Here is a 17,881-nt window from a genome sequence, read left to right on the forward strand (position 1 = left end):
CTGAAAAGAGCGGATCTTTACAGGGGGGGCTAACTTACCGGCTACAGCACAAAGGTCGCTCTATGTGCAGAAACTTTACGCAGCAACCTGCGCAGCTTCCTCAAAGAACAGAGCCTGGCTTATGAGCGCTTTGACCATGTCCGGGTTAAATGGCTTCGTCACCAGGAACGTCGGCTCTGGTCGTTCTCCCGTCAGGAGGCGTTCGGGGAAGGCCGTGATGAAGATCACGGGAACGGTATCGTCCTGCAAAATTTCGTTGACTGCATCGATACCCGAACTGCCGTCGGCAAGCTGGATGTCGGCGAGAACCATGCGCGGCTTTTCTTTGCGATAAAGCTCAAGCGCTTCATCTTTGGTGCGTGCAATACCCACGACCTCATGGCCGAGGCTTTCCACCATCTGCTCGATATCCATCGCGATGAGCGGCTCGTCTTCGATAATCATGATGCGGGTTGCAACCTGCTTCGAGATTTCGGTGGAAGCTGCTGCAAGAATTCGCCCGAACTCACCATCTTCGAGTTCGAGAATTTCGGCTGCTTCACGATCGTTGAAACCTTCGACTGCGACGAGGAGAAATGCCTGTCGCGGCAAGGGGGCAATATGTGAGAGATTGCGCGCTGCCTGTTTTTCCCAAGCAAACTCGGAAGCAGGTTCCGGAATTTGAACAGAGGCCGTTTTGTAAAGATTGCAGAAAAGTCGATAAAGCGCGATCCGGTCTGCGGAGGCCTGCGGGAAAATGCTTATATCTGCGATCAGGGCTTCCAATGTGGCTGCTACATATGCATCACCCGAAGCCTGCGACCCGGTGAGGGCGCGCGAAAAACGGCGAAGATAGGGAAGGTGCGGCGCAATACGCGTCGATAACGTCATGATTCTGAGACTCCTCACTGCCGCAATTCTTGTTTTTCTACATACACCGCTGAAACCCGAAAGTTTCTGGAGAATGTTATAGAGCGCGGCATTATGGTACTCAAAACGCCACGGATTTAAAAAAGTTCCATGCAGATGCGATAAATTAGGGAACTTTTTGAGATCGGGTGCATTTAGGCTGTCGAGCAGGGGCTTGGTAACAGTGGAACATGGCTTGATGCCTGGATTTAATTAGAGATGACTGAAAAGAAAAACCTTCATGCGAACGGGGCTGGGTTACGGCTTAACGGGCGCGTCCGGAAGGACATTTTGGGTCCGAACTGCGAAGTGGGTCTCAAACTAAAAGCGCTTTATACTTCGATACAGGACGAGACCATTCCGGATCGTTTTCTGGATTTGCTGGAAAAACTCGATCAGGTTGAACAGGAGAGTATGCGTGAGCAGAACACTGGTTCCGTCGGCTGAGGAGTTGGCGCAGTTCAAGCGCGAACTGCTCGCGTCCTTGCCGAGCTTGCGCGCGTTTGCAGTATCGTTGATCGGTAAGCATGACCGCGCCGACGATCTCGTTCAGGACACAATCATGAAAGCCTGGGCCAAGCAGGATTCTTTCGAGTTGGGCACCAACATGAAGGCTTGGCTGTTTACAATTCTGCGCAATGAATTCTACACGCAGATGCGTAAGCGTGGTCGCGAAGTGCAAGATACGGATGGTATCTTCAGCGAACAGCTTGCAGTGCATCCTTCCCAATATGGCACGCTTGATCTGCAGGATTTCAAGGCAGCTCTTGAACAGTTGCCGGATGACCAGCGCGAAGCCATTATTCTGATTGGCGCATCGGGTTTTGCCTATGAGGAAGCTGCAGAGATTTGCGGATGTGCTGTTGGCACAATCAAGAGCCGTGTGAGCCGCGCCCGTACGCGTCTGCAAGAGATTTTGAAGATTGAAGGCGATGGCGATTATGGTCCGGATGCCGATTCCTCTCGCGTAACTTTGAGAAGTTTTGCCTGACAGTCGTCGTCTGACTTCAACATTTGCCTCCTGCGGCTCATGCGCTGAGCAAATGTTGGAACTAAAAACGGCCTCTAGGCTTTATCGACTTGAAGATTTCGCTTTGCTAATATTTGTTAACTATACCAGCGCCAGAGAACGTTCACGCTCTCTGGCGCTGGTTTGCAGCTTCAAAACGTTGACGTGCGGACCGGATAGGGATGCCTGAAACGCGAGGCCAAAGCTTAAAGCGCATTCCGAAAAGTGCGGCGCGGTTTTCGGAGCAAGATGCGCGTAAAAACAAACGGATCGAGCATTTTCAATGATCCAATCAAAGCAGGAAATGCTCTATTAGATTTATCGTGGACCGACCTTTGCCAGCAGCCTTTTCAAACCGTGTTATTAAGCCGTCATGGCGACCGATTGCTCTTATCGTGTCGCTCAGTCTGGTTTTGCTTTCGGCATTGATAACGCTGTTTCTTTCTTCCGGCGTTAACAGTCAGGTCGTTGATATATCGAAGAATTTCGAGCTGCGTGAGCAAGTCGGACGCGTGACCAGAATTGCTTATAACATCGAGATGAGCCGGCGCGGCTATCTTCTGACGCTCGATGATACCTATCTTGAACTGTATCAGCGCTCTATCGTGAACATCGATCAGACCATGTCCGACCTTGCGGCGCTGACGCAGGACAATCCGCAGCAGGATGCTCGTGTTCGAAAGATAAAAGCGCTGGTCGAGCGCGCGCATGATGACGTGCGTGAAACGATCAATCTTGCCAAGGCCGGTAAGGTGCAGGAGGCGATCAACAAGGTGAGGGGTGATGAGGGCAAAATCCTCATGGACCAGCTCTCCGATACCGTTTCCCAGTTTATTGATATCGAAGAACGTGAACTGGCTGAACGCAACGCGCATATTGATCGGATGCGCTACTGGATGACCGCTGCGTCGATCGTTGCGCTGATCTCGGCTGTCATGCTGGGCTTTTTGCTTTTCACACGCGTTCAGCGTACAGCGCGCGCCCTCATCGAAGGGCAGACTGTGTTGCGCTCGGAGAAGGAGCTTCTTGAAGAGCGTGTGAGAGAACGGACGATGGAACTGGAACAGGAACGCGCAATCGCTGAACACGAGCGCAAGCGCGTCGAGATTTTGTTGCAGGATTCCAATCATCGCATCGGCAATTCGCTGGCAACAGTGTCGTCACTGCTTGGGCTGCAATTGCGCCAGACACAGAGCGAAGAAGCACGCGCTGCGCTGTCTGCCGCACGCGACCGAGTTCAGACCGTTTCGACGGCGCATCGCAGGCTAAGGCTTGGCGAAGATATGGAATCGACCCGTGTCGATGAATTCCTCGAGACTGTTATCGAAGATATTCGCAATGCCATTGGCGAGGACCGCAAGATCAGCTTCCATACGGATTTTGCACCGCTTGATCTCAAGGCGCGAGATGTCACCACCATCGGCATCATTTTGGGCGAGCTTATAACCAATGCCGTCAAGCACGCCTTCAAGGGGCGTTCCGAAGGTGAGATTTCCGTAAGCTTCACGCTGGATGACGATACCGGAACCCCTGCGCTGATCGTAGAGGATAACGGCGTGGGCTGGCAGAAGAACAGCACGGCGGATGTTAAGGAACAGACGGGTCTCGGAACGCTGGTTGTCGAGCAGCTCTGTATGCAGTTTGGCGAAAAGCCGGTCTATGCTTTGGCTGAGAACGGCTCAGGCACGCGCGTGATCGTGCGGCTCGCATCCCTCGCAAATGTGAAATCCGACGACGCAGCAAAGTAAAATTGATTAGCAATGAAGAAGACGGCTATGGCTATTATCGACCATAGCCGTCCGATATTATTTGCGCTTCTTTTTGTCTGAAAGCAGACTAACCAAAGCAATACCTGCAAGTGGTAATGCGACTGCCAAAATCGGCCGTTTCAAAATCGAAGGCACAGTTGCGATGGCTGCAGTGGCCATCAAAGCCGACTTATCTGCTTCGATGCGTTGTTTGCGCTTCTTCTCCTCAGCTGCAGCCTGAATTTTCAGAACTGCGAGAATGAGCAGAGCGAGGATCAGCGACAAGCCCGCCAGAATGAGCGCTGCAATCGGGCCACCGTAATTCTCTGCAAGCGCCAGAAAAGCAGCAACACAAAGAAACACCACCGCGATAAGGCCGAAAACAGCGATTGCCGCACCGAAAATAGCGGCGCGCTTGGCGCGTCCGGTGAGGAGCTTCAGCTCTTCACCGGCAAGGGATGCCACGACTGGCGCGAGAAGTTTCAGCATGGCGCGGATCAGCGGCGCGAGAGGAGCGCAAGAAGATAGCCGACGCCAAGTGCTGTCGCTATCGATGCAATCGGGCGTTCGCGGATGGTTTCAGTAAGCTGAGCTTCGACGTCCTGCGCTTTGTTCTTCAAGTCGCCGACAACATCTTCGCTCTGATGATATGCGCTTTTATAGGTTTCCTTGGCCGTGCGCTTGGCGTCGCGAACCGTCTGCGTGCCGAGATTTGCCAGGGTTGCAGCAATGGCTGCGATATCTTCTTTGAGCTGTTCGACCTGAGCCTGAAGGTCTTCGGTTGTCGAATCGGTCAGTGCTTCTTCGATCTTTTCCTCGATCTTACGCGTATTGGTTGTTCCGCGCGCCATGTCAGGCCTCCTGTTCGATCACTGGTCTGCAACATCTGTTGTTCAGCCAATATAACGTTGGTCAGGCCCAATGGTTGCATGCAAAGAGGCGCAACAGCAACTCAATGCACGACCTTCTATCAGTCATGGTAAATATCGTCAGATGCGCTCACTGAGAGTGGTTCCATTTAATAGGAATCATTGAAACCGCTTTATCTTTTTGTTTCTAAGCATTATCCGACGCAAAACCGCTTCGCACTTTTGCTGGAAATGCTTTAATCAAGCGAAGAGCAGGTAAGCAGCACCGAGGATCGTGATGACTGCAAGACCGTAATGCGCTGGCTTGAGCAGGCGCTGCTGCACAGGCATTGGATCTTCATTGCCTGCCATGGCTGTGCGTGCTGCATTTTCGAGCACCTGAATATCCTTGAGCATCATTGGCATGTCCTCCACAAGCCTCACGCAAACCCGCGCAATTCATGAGAAATGTCAGGTCTGTCCGTCTTATCTATATCACGTCTGATTTGAAGTTTTTATGCAATAGGTATTTCTTACGTGCTCTACCTAGATTTTGGGCTCGTGACTGCGGGAAATTGTCACTAAATTCAAAACATGACTTGCATCATCATGTTAATGAGAGGTAAGAAAAGGCCCAACAAGCGGCGCAACGGTCTGCATGGACCATCTGTTATGCGCGCTCGGACCTGAACAATCAAAAGGCGATCAAAATGACTGGTTTCTGGCGAAAAGGCTTCACGGCTGCGGCGATGGGCGTGGGGCTGCTGGCATTTGCGGGTTCTGCACTTGCGCAAAGCGCGTCTGAACCTGCAACCAATAATCCGGCTGCGACCAGTCCTGCACCAGCAGCGCCCGCTGCAAACGAGCCAACAACGCCAGCACCGACCAATCCGGCACCAGCGCCTGCAGCGCAAGAGCCTGCAACTCCAGCGCCTGCAACCCCGGCGCCAGCTGCCCAGGAACCTGCATCGCAGGCTCCTGCCGCCAATCCGGCGCCTGCGACTGAACCAGCCGCCGCACAGCAGCCAGCGCCTGAAGCAGCGCAGCCAATTGCGCCTGCAGCAGAAGCGCCTGCATTTGTACTGCCACACGATCTGTCGCCTTGGGGCATGTTCATGGCGGCTGACTGGGTGGTCAAGTCGGTCATGATCGGCCTTGCTCTTGCATCGCTTGCAACCTGGACCGTCTGGGTTGCCAAGTCGCTAGAACTGGCTGGCGCACGCAGCCGTGCCAAGCGCGCTTTGAAGATCATCGGACATTCTGCAACGCTGTCAGACGCAGTTCGCTCGCTTGAAGGTGCGAAAGGACCTGCTGCAATCCTCGTGCGTGCGGCGGAGGACGAAGTGCGCCTCTCCGGTCCTGCTCTGGCTCGCGCCGGTGGCGAAGGACTTAAAGAACGTGTTTCTTCGCGTCTGTCGCGAATTGAAGCCAAGGCTGGCCGCCGCCTTTCCAAAGGTACGGGCGTTCTTGCAACCATCGGCTCGGTCGCGCCTTTCGTCGGCCTGTTCGGTACTGTTTGGGGCATCATGAACTCGTTCATCGGCATCAGCCAGGCACAGACCACCAACCTTGCAGTTGTTGCCCCTGGTATCGCTGAGGCGCTGCTGGCAACAGCTATTGGCCTCGTTGCCGCTATCCCGGCTGTTGTGATCTATAACGTGTTTGCCCGCGCCATCACCGGTTATCGCTCGCTGCTGGCTGATGCCGGGGCAGGCGTTGAACGCCTCGTAAGCCGTGATCTCGACTTCAGAACAGCTGGTGTGTCTGAAGGCAAGCTACACGCTGCGGAGTAAGCAATATGGCTGGCAAAATTCGCGAAGGCGGCGGCGACGATCTGGAGCTGAACCATGAAATCAACGTGACGCCGTTTATCGACGTCATGCTGGTTCTGCTGATCATCTTCATGGTTGCCGCACCACTGGCAACGGTTGACATCAATGTGGACTTGCCTGCTTCGAGCGCAACACCTGCACCGCGCCCTGACAAGCCGATTTATGTGACGCTCAAAGAAGATCTCAGCATCAGCGTTGGCAACGACACTGTGGTTCGTGAAGGTCTTGGACCAAAACTCGACGTCGTATCCGAAAAGAACAAGGAAGCACGCGTCTTCCTGCGCGCCGACAAAAATGTCGGCTATGGCGAGTTGATGCGTGTGATGAACCTGTTGCGTGAAGCAGGCTATCTCAAGATTGCGCTGGTAGGCCTTGAAACACTCGGAGCGACGACGCCCGATGGTTCGGCTCCCGCTACGCAAGCGCCCGCTACACAAGCTCCAGCGACGCAGGGAGCGCAGTAAAATGAGCAGGCTTCCGCCCGAACATCCCCCAATAAAGAATGTGGCGTCGGCTGATAGCCATCATCATTCCTTTTGGCATGATGCAGGGCGTTGGCTTGGTGCAGGCATTATCGTGCTCAGCGTTCATGCGGCTGGCGCTTATGCCGTGCATATGACCAGGGACGAAGACCAGCCGGATGGCGCGCAGATCGCCGCGATGGTGATTGAGCTTGCTCCCGAGCCCGAAGCGCCGATGGAAGAGCAGGTATCAGAAGCACCGCAGCAGGAAACCGCTGCCGAGCCTGAAGAGCAGGTCGAGCCTGAGCCTGTACCTGAAGAAATCAAGGAACCGGAACCGGAGCCTGAGCCAGAACCTGTTCAGGAACCTGAAGAAGTTGTTCCGGATGTGGTTGAAGCGCCTAAGCCGGAAGTGGCCGTGCCGCTGCCGATTGAAAAGCCTGAACCAAAGCCTGAAAAGAAAGTTGAAAAGCCTAAGCCTGAAAAGCCTAAGCCGGTGCAGAAGGTTGAAAAACCCAAGCCCAAGAAGGCTGAAAAGGCCAAGGAAACCAGACAGGCCAGCGCTCCGCGTATGGATGCCGATAACGGCGCCAGGGCTGCAGCCAATCGCCGTGGTGAGAATAATGCCTCAGCCGGTGTGAGTTCCGCCAAGTGGACCTCCAAGCTGCAAGCCCATATGGCGCGTAATGTACGGTTCTTGCAGCGTAAGGCGAGCAGAAATTCCAAGGGGCTGGTGCAGGTTACTTTCGTCATCGATCCGTCGGGCAACGTGCTGTCTGCGCGCCTTGCAGGGTCATCGGGCGATCCAACTGTGGATCAGATGGCACTGGAAGCTGCGCGCCGCGCCTCTCCGGTTCCTGCACCTCCTGCAGCAATGGCGAAAGCGCGTATGCCGATTACTCTGCCATTGCTTTTCAAGTAAGCAACGCAATCTCTCAATAAAAACGCCGGTCTGTGTCCAGACCGGCGTTTTACGTTCCAGATGCAGTTGGTTTTATTCAGACGACAGTGCCACCGCCGGTAACAGCCGCGAGGCTTTTCGGGCTGGCAGGAAGCCAAATACCAGACCTGTCGCGAACGCACAGGTAAATGCAAGCAATACAGGACCTGCGCTGAAGGCTACCGATACGCCTGCAAGCGATATGAGGGTTGCTGCACCAACACCCAGTATTACGCCAAACGCACCGCCAATCGCAGAGACTGTAAGAGCCTCGGTGATGAACTGGAGCAGAATGTCGCGCCGGCGCGCGCCTGTGGCCATGCGGACACCGATTTCGCGGGTGCGTTCGGTTACGCTTACAAGCATGATATTCATCACGCCAATGCCGCCGACCAGCAGCGATATTGCTGCCACCGATCCCAGAAACAGTGTGAGCGTACTGCCCATGGCTGCCGCATCGTCACGAATGGACGACATGTTGGTAATCATCGTGTCGCGTTGCTTATGACGCTGGTCAAGAAGCTCCTGAATTTGGTCCTGTGTCGTGTCGATCAGATCGGGATCTTTGACCTGAACCGTGATGGTGCGGACATATTTCTGACCAAAGAGCCGGAGATTGCCGGTTGATAGCGGGACGATAACCACGTCATCCTGATCGGAACCGCCGAAACCTGCTCCTTTTGATTCCAGAGTGCCGATCACCTGAAACGGTATTTTCTGGATCAGGATATATTGGCCGATCGGGTTCGAGCCATCAGGGAACAGGGTTTTGACCACAGTCGAGCCAAGCACGGCAACCGGCGCATAGGTTTCCATGTCATGTTCGGTGATGAAGTCACCCGTTGTAACTTTCCACGACTTTGCTTCAGAGAAAGCTGCAACCGTGCCATTGGCCTGCGATTGATAATCAACATTGCCACGCCGCAAGGTGACGCTGCCGGTCACTTCCGGGACGGCTGTCTTCACATTTGGCAATTGCAGGATTGCATCGGCATCAGCCGGGACAAGTGTTGCGACGGAGCCAGAACCCCGAAAGCCCGGCATCGACGGTCGAATGAGAACAAGGTCGGTGCCCATCGCATTGATGCGATCCAGAATGGAGTTCTGCGCCCCTGTGCCGATTGCAAGCATGGTGACAACCGAACTAACACCGATGATAATGCCAAGCAGTGTCAGGACCGTGCGGAAAATATTGGCGCGCAGCGCACGCATCGCCATTTTGACCGCTTCAGAAATATCGGCGATATGAGCAGCGCCGCTTTGGGTCATCTGTTGCAGCGTTTTAGGCGCATCAGTATCCGGCATTTCACGCTTGGTGGTGTCGGACAGGATTTGACCATCGCGGATTTCAATCAGGCGGTCAGCCCGTTCCGCAACTTCGCGCGCATGGGTGATGACGATGATCGTATGACCCTGCTCATGCATGGAACGCAGAAGCGCCATGACGTCTTCACCGCTCTGGCTATCGAGCGCGCCGGTCGGTTCATCGGCGAGAATGATGCGTCCGCCATTCATCAAGGCGCGCGCAATCGAGACGCGCTGTTGCTGGCCACCAGAAAGCTGATTGGGCCGATGGTCCAGCCGGTCCCCCAGTTTCAGCGATCCCAGAAGCTCGGCTGCGCGTTCGTGACGTTCTGCGGCAGGCATACCCGCATAGATAGCCGGAACCTCGACATTTTCCTGCGCGGTCGATGTTGCTATCAGATTGTAGCTCTGGAAGACGAAGCCGAAAGTGCGGCGGCGTAGTGCTGCCAACTCATCTGCATCAAGCGTTGATACGTCTTCGCCATCGAGCAGATATTGCCCACCGCTGGGGCTGTCCAGACAGCCAAGAATGTTCATCAGTGTTGACTTGCCGGAGCCAGACGCACCCTTGATGGCGACGAATTCACCGGCCCTGATGTCGAGCGTTATCCCGTGCAGCACCTCAACGGCTAAATCGCCATTGTGATAGGTTTTGCGGATGTCCTGCAATCTGATGAGGGGCGCGTCATTCATGGCGGTGCTCATCAGAAGAACATGCCGCCCGGTCTGCGGCCGCGCTGGGTGGAGCCTGCCGTCGCAGATGCGGATGTGACGACCACCTTGTCGCCTTCTTCAAGGCCGCTTTTAACCTCTGCCTGCACGCGATTACGAACGCCAATTTCCACAACGCGTTCTGCGGTTGCGCCGCTCTTATCCACGACCTGAACGGTCGTTTGTGGCTTGCCGGTACCTTCGCGTTTCTGGTTCAGCGCGGCAGTTGGAATAATCAGCACATTGTCTGCGTGGTCGAGAACAAAATAGACCTGTGCGCTCATATTGATCATGAGTTCGCCGGTTGGGTTCGGAACGTCGAACAGCGCGTAATAGAGAACGACGTTGTTGTCGGTCTGCGGGGTAGGCTTGATCTGACGCAGAGTTCCGGTAAAGCGCTTGTCTGGTTGACCGAGCAATGTGAAGTAGACCGGCATATTGGGCTTCAACTTGCTGATATCGGCTTCCGAAACCTGTGCTTCAACGGTCATGACCTTGAGGTCAGCGACTGTGACAACTGTCGGTGCGCTCTGCACTGCGTTGAGCGTTTCGCCTTCCTTGGCGCTCTGATCGACGACGGTGCCGACCATCGGGCTGTAGATCTTGGTGTAGCCGAGATCGACCTTGTCGCTGGCGAGCTGTGCTTCCTGTTGACGGATTTGCGCGCTCAGGGCTTTCACATCGGCTTCCGCCATGGCGAGATCGGCATCGGCCTGATCGATGGTCGATTGCGATGCGTTGCGGGTCGCAAGCAGCGAGCGCTGGCGAGCGGCATTGGACTTTTTCAATGTCAGCTGCGCCTGCTTGCTCAGAAGCTGTGCCTTGAGATTATCGAGCTGTGCACTGGCAATCTCGACCTTCTTTTCAAAGGGTGACGGGTCGATTTCGGCAATCAGATCGCCCTGCTTGACCTCGTCGCCGATCTCAACTTTGACGCTTTTCAGCTGTCCCGAGACCTGCGCGCCAACATTGATGCTGCGCAGCGCACTCAGGGTGCCGACTGCGGTGATCGAGTTTTCGATGTTACCGCGTTCAACGGTTTCAGCCAGATAGGTGCTTTTCTGGCTGCCGGCTTCTCGCCCGCTCAGGAAATACCAGCCCGCGCCCAAGGCAATGGCCGCTATCGGCAGCCAGACCCACAAGCGGTTACGCCCACGCGATGCGCGTTTACCTGATGCGGTCGTCTTTGGACCCGTGGCCTGTGAATCGGTGGATCTAAGCACCCTGCAACCCCTGAGAATTCATTATAAAAAATAGTGTTCTGCGGATATCTATGCCGACCAACTCAGGAATTCATCTTAATTATTTGTCATGCGCCTAATGGTCATAGGCTTGGGCACTGTTAAAAATGGCGCTTTAGAGAGTGCATATAAAAAAGCCGGAACGAGGTTCCGGCTTTTTATCATAATGGTTGGATTGCCTAATCAGGCTGTGCCGGTTGAACCGAAGCCGCCAGCGCCGCGTGCGGTTTCGCTGACCTGTGAGCGCTCTTCGATCTTTGGCTGGACGACTGGCGCGAAGACGGCCTGTGCAATGCGCATACCGCGTTCGATGCGGAAATCGTCGTCACTCAGGTTGATGAGCAGTACCTTCACTTCGCCACGATAATCAGAATCGATTGTGCCCGGCGTGTTGAGGCAGGTGATGCCGTTCTTGAAGGCCAAGCCCGAACGAGGGCGGATCTGCACTTCATAGCCTTCCGGGATTTCAAAGATGAGACCGGTTGGCACCAGAGTGCGGCGACCCGGCAGAAGTACGATCTGGCGGTCTTCGGCGACGGCGGCTCGAAGATCCATGCCAGCCGAACCGGAAGTTTCGTAAGCGGGGAGTTCAAGGCCTTCCGCATGTTCAAGGCGAATGATGCCGAGCGTTGGTGCTGTCATGAGGGGGCCTTTCCTACGTGAAGTTAAATTGGCGACGCTCATACGTGAAAACACATGAAAGGTGTACCGCCTATTTTCAGTTTTGCAATGATAGTGCGGCACAGGATCATGCTTTTTGCTGATGGATCAGTATTTAATGAGCCCGCCATCCACAGCATACTGGCTGCCTGTAACATAGGATGCGTCATCAGAAAGCAGGAAAAGAGCCACGGCTGCCGCTTCATCAGCCGTACCTGCACGCCCGAGCGGCACCTGATCGACGACAAAACGTTCAAATCCGCTTCGCGCTTCATCGGGTAGGAAATGCCGGAAATTCGTTTCTATTGGTCCGGGCACGATCACGTTGGCCCTGATGCCACGGGGTGCGAGCGCGGACGCCCAGGAGCGTGTCATGGCAATGACCGCACCTTTGGTTGCGGCGTAAAGACTGGTGGCTGCAGCACCTTCATAGGTTGAGCTGGACGATGTGACGACGACCGAGCTGCCCTGATTGAGATATGGCGAAAGGCTGGCCAGTTGGAGCATTGGCCCGCGAACATTGGTTGCCATCATGGCATCGAAATCCGCAGCCGTGATTTCTTCAGGCGCTCCCAGCGAAGCAAAGGCTGCATTCAGCCAAAGCCCATCAAGCGGACCAATGGCTTTCACGGCTTCAGCGAGACTGTTTGCTGCATCAGGATCGGCAGCGTCATTGCGAATGACTTCAGCCTTCTCACCGAGCGTCTGGCGGGCTGAGTGAATTCGTTCGTTGTTCATACCGGTCAGAACAACATGACCGCCTTCAGCAATGATCCGGCGGGCACCTGCTAAGCCCATGCCGCTCGTTCCACCTGTGATCAGAATGCGTTTATTGTGAAACCGGCTCATCTGGATATCCTTGCTGTTGCGTGACGGTCGCGCAGCACTCAAATCGTATCGAGCGGCACGGCTGTCGTTTCCTTGATCTCCTCCATGACGAAAGACGCTGATACATCCGATAAGGGGACACTGGCAATCAATCGCTGATAGAGGCGGTCATAGGCTTTGACGTCGGAAACGCGCGCTTTGAGCACATAGTCGAGATCGCCGGTCATGCGGTAGACGCCGACAATTTCCGGAAAGCGCGCCATGGCGCTGCGAAACTTGCCGAGCCATTCGGGGTCGTGGCTCGATGTGCGAACCAGAATGAAGACGGATAGGCCGCAACCGGCCATCTCGGCATCAATCAGAGCGACACGCGCCTTGATGATCCCTGCGTCTTCCATGCGCTTGACCCGTCGCCAGCAGGCATTGCGGGAAAGGTGCACGCGCTCGGAGAGAGAATCAACAGACAAGGTGCCGTCAATCTGCAGCTCATCCAAGATTTTGCGATCAATTTCGTCTAAAGTGAGCTTCATATTGGGATGATTGTCTCATATAATGTCAATTATCAAGGATAAATTGAGATTTCATCTCGTCTGTTTTTGCTAAAATGATTTTCTAGTAAGGCGCTTCTGCGTCGGACAAAAGGGAACAAATTGCTCATTGACGGGAGTATTTCCAATGACCACTCGTATTACGCGCCTCTTTACTGAACATCCTGAGTCAGTTGACGAAACCTATTTTCAGCATATGGCCTTTGCTGGCCGTTTTTCATTCAAGCTTTTTTGTGCAGCCTTCGCCGCACTCACTCATGCAATTTTGCCATTTTTGTTCGAGAAGACTGCGAGCACAATCGTTCGCCAGCTTTATGAGCGGACTCATAACCGGGGCCGGTAAACACCGGATCGAAAATGTGTCGTTGGGCCGCCTATCTCGGACCTGAAACCTATCTGGAAGACATCATATCGTCTCCATGTCATTCGCTCGTGGCGCAAAGCCACGACGCGCATGAAGCGAAAACGCGTACCAATGGCGATGGCTTCGGCGTCGCCTGGTATGGCAATCGAAGCGAGCCGGGGCTTTATCGGGATATTTTGCCCGCCTGGTCCGATCAGAATTTACGCAGCCTTGCACGGCAAATCCGGTCGCGCCTTTTTCTTGCGCATGTCCGCGCCTCAACAGGTGGGCTGACAAGTCGTTCCAACTGCCATCCGTTTGTCTCGGGGCGCTGGAGCTTCATGCATAATGGACAGATCGGGGATTTTGACCGGCTGCGCCGCAGGCTTGAAAGCCACCTGAGCGATGAGATTTATGTTCAGAAGCATGGCGCAACGGATTCCGAGCTGATCTTTCTGCTGATGCTGGAATTTGGTCTCGAAAGTGATCCGGTTCTAGCCATGAAGCGCATGGTCGGGACAATCGTGGAAGAGGCCGTGCGCGCCGGGGTGCCACCATTCTTGCGACTGACGGCTGCTTTTTCGGATGGCAATCAGCTTTATGCAATCCGTTATGCTACCGATGCCTTTGCGCCGACGCTCTATACGGCGACGCTGGGCAGTGTATCCGGCATCTGTGTTGTATCCGAGCCGCTTGACGGTGAGGCTGCCAACTGGATGGCTGTGCCGGCAAACAGTTTTGTCACCGTTTCCCGGCAGGGCCGTATTGCAATTGATGTCTTTGAAGGCCCGGTTTCCATCGTTTCACGACATCCTCTAACATGTTAAAAAATAGCATAATTTACGTTGTCCGTTTCAAATTTAAGGAATTATGTTCCATGTCGAACCTTTATGTTGGGGAAGTACAAACGGTTTACGTGAGCCGATCAAACGTTGCTTGGAATATGGCTACTTGCCCGGCAAGAATATCTCGCTGAGGTAAAATAAGTTTAGCCAAAGGCGTTTCGGCGCTGGGTTTCATGCTGCCAAAGTTTTGCGTCATAAAATCAATTGATTCCAGAATGCCTTCTAATCGCCTTCCGTACACGGGCTCATGATGGGCAAGTCGATTACGGGCTTCATAGATAGCTTCAAGATGAGAGGCGATCATTGCGCGTGTAAGTGTTTTATTGGGAAAAATCTTTTTCAGAGCTCTTTTCCACAGCGTTTGCTCGTAGTTTTCAGAGAATAACCTTTTCCAGAAGTGCATCGTTAAATGCGCAATGATTTGGCCATCTGAGACGGGGTGGATACTAGCTTGACGTTTCTCTGCTAACTTCCGATGCTTTATACCGGCAGGCACTCCGTTGGGGAATGCTATGGTATCCAAAGCTACTTTTTCTGTATTCGTCATTTTAGAGTAAATCGCTCTGCGTGCCTGTTGTTCCGCCTTTTTGATTGCGTAGACTTCGAGCGCGGACCATTTTAGCGACTTCGGCGGATTTCTCAGCCACCCAGTTACTTGAAGTGCATTGTCTAGTTGATGGCAAACTACATTACGCAAACTGACTTCGATTAGTCCTGTGACGGCCATAATCGCTATGCCCAAACTCATCGTTGCCTGATGGAGTTCAATGGCATCTTCAGAGGCGTGTGAACGAGTTATAGTTAGATATGTTCCTAAGCGCGGCGCTGAAAGGAATGTGCTGATTGAAGTTACTTCAGTAGCAGAAAGATATCTTGACATGATCTGTTTCTATCAATATATTTGATTTTGAAGCGTCGGGAAACGGTCGGCAGCACGCAAGTTCGTGACGGACCCCCGGCGCTCTACAAGGTCGCTTAAATAGCGGCCTTTTATATTTTTTATGATTTTCATATGCCCCATCCCTAGAAAACTCAATCAAAACTTAATAAATACGCTTTTCATTTGTCAATATACTGATTTTACTAAAAAATATATTATATATTACTGAAATATAAATCTTATCAGTTTTAAGCGCTACCAATCAATATGCCTGCTGCCAGAACAAGCGCGCCGCCGAAGACAACCTGAAGGGCTGCGCGGAAGAACGGCGTTTCCATATAGCGGTTCTGGATGAAGGCGATGGCCCAGAGCTCGAAGAAAACCAGGATTGCAGCGATGCTCGTTGCGGTCCAGAAATCCTTGATGAGATAGGGCAGGGTGTGGCCAAGGCCGCCCAGTGTCGTCATCACGCCACAGGAAATGCCGCGCTTGATCGGTGAACCACGGCCTGAAAGCTTGCCATCATCATGCACGGCTTCCGTGAAACCCATCGAAATACCCGCACCGACCGAGGCTGAAAGGCCGACGAGGAACGTCTGCCATGTATCCTGAGTGGCGAAAGCTGCCGCGAAGATTGGTGCGAGGGTGGAAACGGAACCGTCCATCAATCCCGCGAGACCCGGCTGCACATAGGTCAGGATGAATTGTTTGCGTTCGGCCGCACGCTCGTCGTCCTGCACATTATTCGGCGTCAGTTCGTTCTCAAGCGACTCAGCCTTGGCCTCGTGCTTTTTTTCCTGCTGTGCCAGGTCGCCCAGAAGCTTGCGGGTCTGTGCATCTGTCACACGTTTTGCGGCCTCAATGTAAAAGCGGTAGGCCTGCTCTTCCATTTGCGCTGCTGCATCGCGCACCTTGTCGATGCCAAGCGGGCGTACCAGCCAGTCCGGCTTGCGTTCGTAATAGCCGCTGACATGTTCGCGACGAATAAGCGGGATGCGGTCGCCAAAGCGTGCGCGGTGCCGCTCAATCAATGCATCGCGATGTTCATGCTCTTCTGCGGCCATCTGCTCGAAGATTTTCGCCGATTGCGGGAACTCGTCGCGCAGCCCATCCGCATAAGCAAGATAGATGCGCGCATCGTCTTCCTCGGACGAAATTGCGAGCGCTAGAATCTCCTGTTCGGAGAGTGAATCAAAGGGGCGGCGACCATTATTGAAGAACCGGCTGAGCATTTCTCAAATCCATAGTTTAGAATAGTTCTAAAATAAGTTTTGTTGGCTTAAAGTCAAGCCTTGCAGCGAAGGCACAATTGGCGCATTAAACCGAAGCCCTTAAACAGGGCTTCATATCAGGATACCCGATCAGAAGAGAACGAATCGATGGCATCGACAAACTCCCCTACAAGCATCAATCCCCGACCGCTAAACCGGCAGGATTTCCGCACCCTTGGCCTTTCGGCATTGGGCGGCGCGCTGGAGTTTTATGATTTCATCATCTTTGTATTTTTCGCGAGCGTTATCGGACATCTGTTTTTTCCGCCGGATATGCCGGACTGGCTGGTGCTGATCCAGACTTTTGGCATTTTCGCAGCCGGCTATCTGGTGCGCCCGATTGGCGGCATCGTGCTGGCGCATTTTGGCGACAAGTTTGGCCGCAAGCGCGTCTTCGCTTTCTCGGTGTTTCTGATGTCGATCTCGACATTGGCCATGGCTTGCCTGCCAACCTATGCAACGCTTGGTGTTGGCGCGCCGATCCTGCTGATCATCTTCCGCATGTTGCAGGGCGCTGCCATCGGTGGTGAAGTCCCCGGTGCATGGACCTTTGTGGCGGAGCATGTTCCCGCCAATCGTGTTGGCATGGCGTGTGGTTTCCTGTGCTCGGGCCTGACGCTCGGCATCATGATCGGCTCGCTGATTGCGACCGCCATCAACTGGATTTTCACGCCGGAAGAACTCGCCGGTTACGCATGGCGCATTCCGTTCTTCATCGGTGGTGTTTTCGGCCTGTTCGCCGTTTACCTGCGCCGCTGGTTGGCTGAAACGCCGATCTTCACCGAGATGAAGAACAGCCATCTTCTTAAGGACAAGCTGCCGCTCGGCACTGTTCTTCGCAACCACATGCATGGCGTTATCATTTCCGTGCTGCTGACATGGATTCTGTCGGCTGGCATCGTCGTCACCACATTGATGACTGCGACCTTCCTGCAGAAGCTTTATGGTTACACGCCTTTGCAGTCGCTTGCCGCCACAAGCTTCGGCACGCTGTTTCTGATGTTCGGAACGGTGAGCGCAGGCGCGATTGTTGATCGCATTGGCAGTGGCCGCTTCTTTGCGGTTGCAGGCATTTTCTTCGGTGTTGCAACTTTCGTGTTCTACACCTATGCGGCGGTTTCCCTGCCTGTTCTGTTCGCGCTTTATGCGGTGATGGGTCTTTCGGTGGGCATGGTTGGCGCGGTCCCTTATGTGATGGTGCGCGCATTCCCGGCACCCGTTCGCTTCTCGGGCCTCTCGTTTTCCTACAATATTTCCTATGCGGTCTTTGGTGGACTGACGCCGGTGATCGTAACCTCGCTTCTGGCGGTTAACCCGATGGCACATGCCTGGTATCTGGTGTTCATCGCGGTTCTGACCTCTGTGCTCGGCCTCTACCTGATGGCCCGCAGCGATCAGGTAGAAGGTGATATCGGTCTGACAGAGCTTTCGACCGGGACTGCCGTTCCACAGCCGAACTGATAAAAAAGGGCCGCGAAAGCGGCCCTTTTTCTTTGTTTTTAAGCATGTCTTTGTCCCAAAAC

19 protein-coding genes and 1 pseudogene are annotated in these 17,881 nt (G+C 53.9%); 9 read left to right on the forward strand and 11 right to left on the reverse strand.

Going from position 1 to position 17,881, the window contains the following annotated elements:
- Positions 1-75: 75 nt before the first annotated feature.
- Positions 76-870: a response regulator gene (locus RT142_RS23345; RefSeq protein ID WP_007876537.1), complete on the reverse strand. Its 795-nt coding sequence runs from the start codon at positions 868-870 to the stop codon at positions 76-78.
- Positions 871-1,107: 237 nt separating this feature from the next.
- Here RT142_RS23345 and RT142_RS23350 point away from each other — a divergent pair, with 237 nt between their 5' ends.
- The 3 genes from RT142_RS23350 to RT142_RS23360 all read left to right on the forward strand — a co-directional run bounded on the left by RT142_RS23350 (position 1,108) and on the right by RT142_RS23360 (position 3,645).
- Positions 1,108-1,335, forward strand: coding sequence for a NepR family anti-sigma factor (locus RT142_RS23350; RefSeq protein ID WP_007876536.1), 228 nt, complete (start codon positions 1,108-1,110; stop codon positions 1,333-1,335).
- Positions 1,307-1,879, forward strand: coding sequence for an RNA polymerase sigma factor (locus RT142_RS23355; RefSeq protein ID WP_007876535.1), 573 nt, complete (start codon positions 1,307-1,309; stop codon positions 1,877-1,879). The genes RT142_RS23350 and RT142_RS23355 overlap by 29 nt, the downstream gene beginning before the upstream one ends.
- Positions 1,880-2,232: 353 nt before the next feature.
- Positions 2,233-3,645 (forward strand): sensor histidine kinase, encoded by a 1,413-nt coding sequence (locus RT142_RS23360; protein WP_194780472.1) that lies wholly within the window; start codon positions 2,233-2,235, stop codon positions 3,643-3,645.
- 57 nt (positions 3,646-3,702) lie between these two features.
- On the opposite strand, the gene RT142_RS23365 is transcribed toward RT142_RS23360, so the two are convergent.
- The 3 genes from RT142_RS23365 to RT142_RS23375 form a co-directional block, all read right to left on the reverse strand.
- Positions 3,703-4,134 carry a phage holin family protein gene (locus tag RT142_RS23365; protein WP_007876533.1) on the reverse strand — a complete coding sequence of 144 codons (432 nt, stop codon included), beginning with the start codon at positions 4,132-4,134 and terminating at the stop codon, positions 3,703-3,705.
- Between the two features lie 8 nt (positions 4,135-4,142).
- Positions 4,143-4,496 carry a YqjD family protein gene (locus RT142_RS23370; protein WP_007876524.1) on the reverse strand — a complete coding sequence of 118 codons (354 nt, stop codon included), beginning with the start codon at positions 4,494-4,496 and terminating at the stop codon, positions 4,143-4,145.
- A gap of 258 nt (positions 4,497-4,754) precedes the next feature.
- Positions 4,755-4,913 carry a hypothetical protein gene (locus RT142_RS23375; protein WP_167377097.1) on the reverse strand — a complete coding sequence of 53 codons (159 nt, stop codon included), beginning with the start codon at positions 4,911-4,913 and terminating at the stop codon, positions 4,755-4,757.
- 659 nt (positions 4,914-5,572) lie between these two features.
- Here RT142_RS23375 and exbB point away from each other — a divergent pair.
- The 3 genes and pseudogenes from exbB to RT142_RS23390 form a co-directional block, all read left to right on the forward strand.
- Positions 5,573-6,286: pseudogene (gene exbB / locus RT142_RS23380) on the forward strand (tonB-system energizer ExbB); the annotation flags it as partial.
- A 5-nt stretch (positions 6,287-6,291) separates the two neighbouring features.
- Positions 6,292-6,789, forward strand: a complete 498-nt coding sequence (exbD, locus tag RT142_RS23385; RefSeq protein WP_007876518.1) for a TonB system transport protein ExbD — start codon at positions 6,292-6,294, stop codon at positions 6,787-6,789.
- Position 6,790: 1 nt separating this feature from the next.
- Positions 6,791-7,708, forward strand: a complete 918-nt coding sequence (locus RT142_RS23390) for an energy transducer TonB (RefSeq protein WP_064321030.1) — start codon at positions 6,791-6,793, stop codon at positions 7,706-7,708.
- Between the two features lie 72 nt (positions 7,709-7,780).
- On the opposite strand, the gene RT142_RS23395 is transcribed toward RT142_RS23390, so the two are convergent.
- The 5 genes from RT142_RS23395 to RT142_RS23415 all read right to left on the reverse strand — a co-directional run bounded on the left by RT142_RS23395 (position 7,781) and on the right by RT142_RS23415 (position 13,001).
- Positions 7,781-9,736, reverse strand: coding sequence for a MacB family efflux pump subunit (locus RT142_RS23395; RefSeq protein WP_064321029.1), 1,956 nt, complete (start codon positions 9,734-9,736; stop codon positions 7,781-7,783).
- Positions 9,736-10,965, reverse strand: a complete 1,230-nt coding sequence (locus tag RT142_RS23400) for an efflux RND transporter periplasmic adaptor subunit (RefSeq protein WP_064321028.1) — start codon at positions 10,963-10,965, stop codon at positions 9,736-9,738. The genes RT142_RS23395 and RT142_RS23400 overlap by 1 nt, the downstream gene beginning before the upstream one ends.
- A gap of 201 nt (positions 10,966-11,166) precedes the next feature.
- Positions 11,167-11,625 (reverse strand): dUTP diphosphatase, encoded by a 459-nt coding sequence (gene dut / locus RT142_RS23405; RefSeq protein ID WP_007876514.1) that lies wholly within the window; start codon positions 11,623-11,625, stop codon positions 11,167-11,169.
- A 126-nt stretch (positions 11,626-11,751) separates the two neighbouring features.
- A complete protein-coding gene (locus RT142_RS23410; RefSeq protein WP_200637460.1) occupies positions 11,752-12,492 on the reverse strand; it encodes an SDR family oxidoreductase in 741 nt (246 codons plus the stop codon).
- Positions 12,493-12,530: 38 nt separating this feature from the next.
- Positions 12,531-13,001: an Lrp/AsnC family transcriptional regulator gene (locus RT142_RS23415; RefSeq protein WP_200637463.1), complete on the reverse strand. Its 471-nt coding sequence runs from the start codon at positions 12,999-13,001 to the stop codon at positions 12,531-12,533.
- 145 nt (positions 13,002-13,146) lie between these two features.
- Between RT142_RS23415 and RT142_RS23420 the strand changes: the two genes are divergently transcribed.
- Together RT142_RS23420 and RT142_RS23425 are read left to right on the forward strand one after the other, a co-directional pair.
- Positions 13,147-13,362 (forward strand): DUF6356 family protein, encoded by a 216-nt coding sequence (locus RT142_RS23420; RefSeq protein ID WP_105542613.1) that lies wholly within the window; start codon positions 13,147-13,149, stop codon positions 13,360-13,362.
- Between the two features lie 14 nt (positions 13,363-13,376).
- Positions 13,377-14,189, forward strand: coding sequence for a class II glutamine amidotransferase (locus tag RT142_RS23425; RefSeq protein WP_112807782.1), 813 nt, complete (start codon positions 13,377-13,379; stop codon positions 14,187-14,189).
- A gap of 85 nt (positions 14,190-14,274) precedes the next feature.
- Here RT142_RS23425 and RT142_RS23430 read toward each other — a convergent pair whose 3' ends face one another.
- On the reverse strand, positions 14,275-15,087 hold the full coding sequence (locus tag RT142_RS23430) for an Abi family protein (protein ID WP_112807779.1): 813 nt from the start codon (positions 15,085-15,087) through the stop codon (positions 14,275-14,277).
- 248 nt (positions 15,088-15,335) lie between these two features.
- A complete protein-coding gene (gene mbfA, locus RT142_RS23435) occupies positions 15,336-16,319 on the reverse strand; it encodes an iron exporter MbfA (protein WP_113497796.1) in 984 nt (327 codons plus the stop codon).
- A gap of 147 nt (positions 16,320-16,466) precedes the next feature.
- Between mbfA and RT142_RS23440 the strand changes: the two genes are divergently transcribed.
- A complete protein-coding gene (locus tag RT142_RS23440) occupies positions 16,467-17,819 on the forward strand; it encodes an MFS transporter (protein ID WP_039860153.1) in 1,353 nt (450 codons plus the stop codon).
- Positions 17,820-17,881: the final 62 nt, after the last annotated feature.

The organism is Brucella sp., assembly GCF_032066345.1.
In the GTDB taxonomy this organism is placed as follows: Bacteria; Pseudomonadota; Alphaproteobacteria; order Rhizobiales; family Rhizobiaceae; genus Brucella; species Brucella pseudogrignonensis.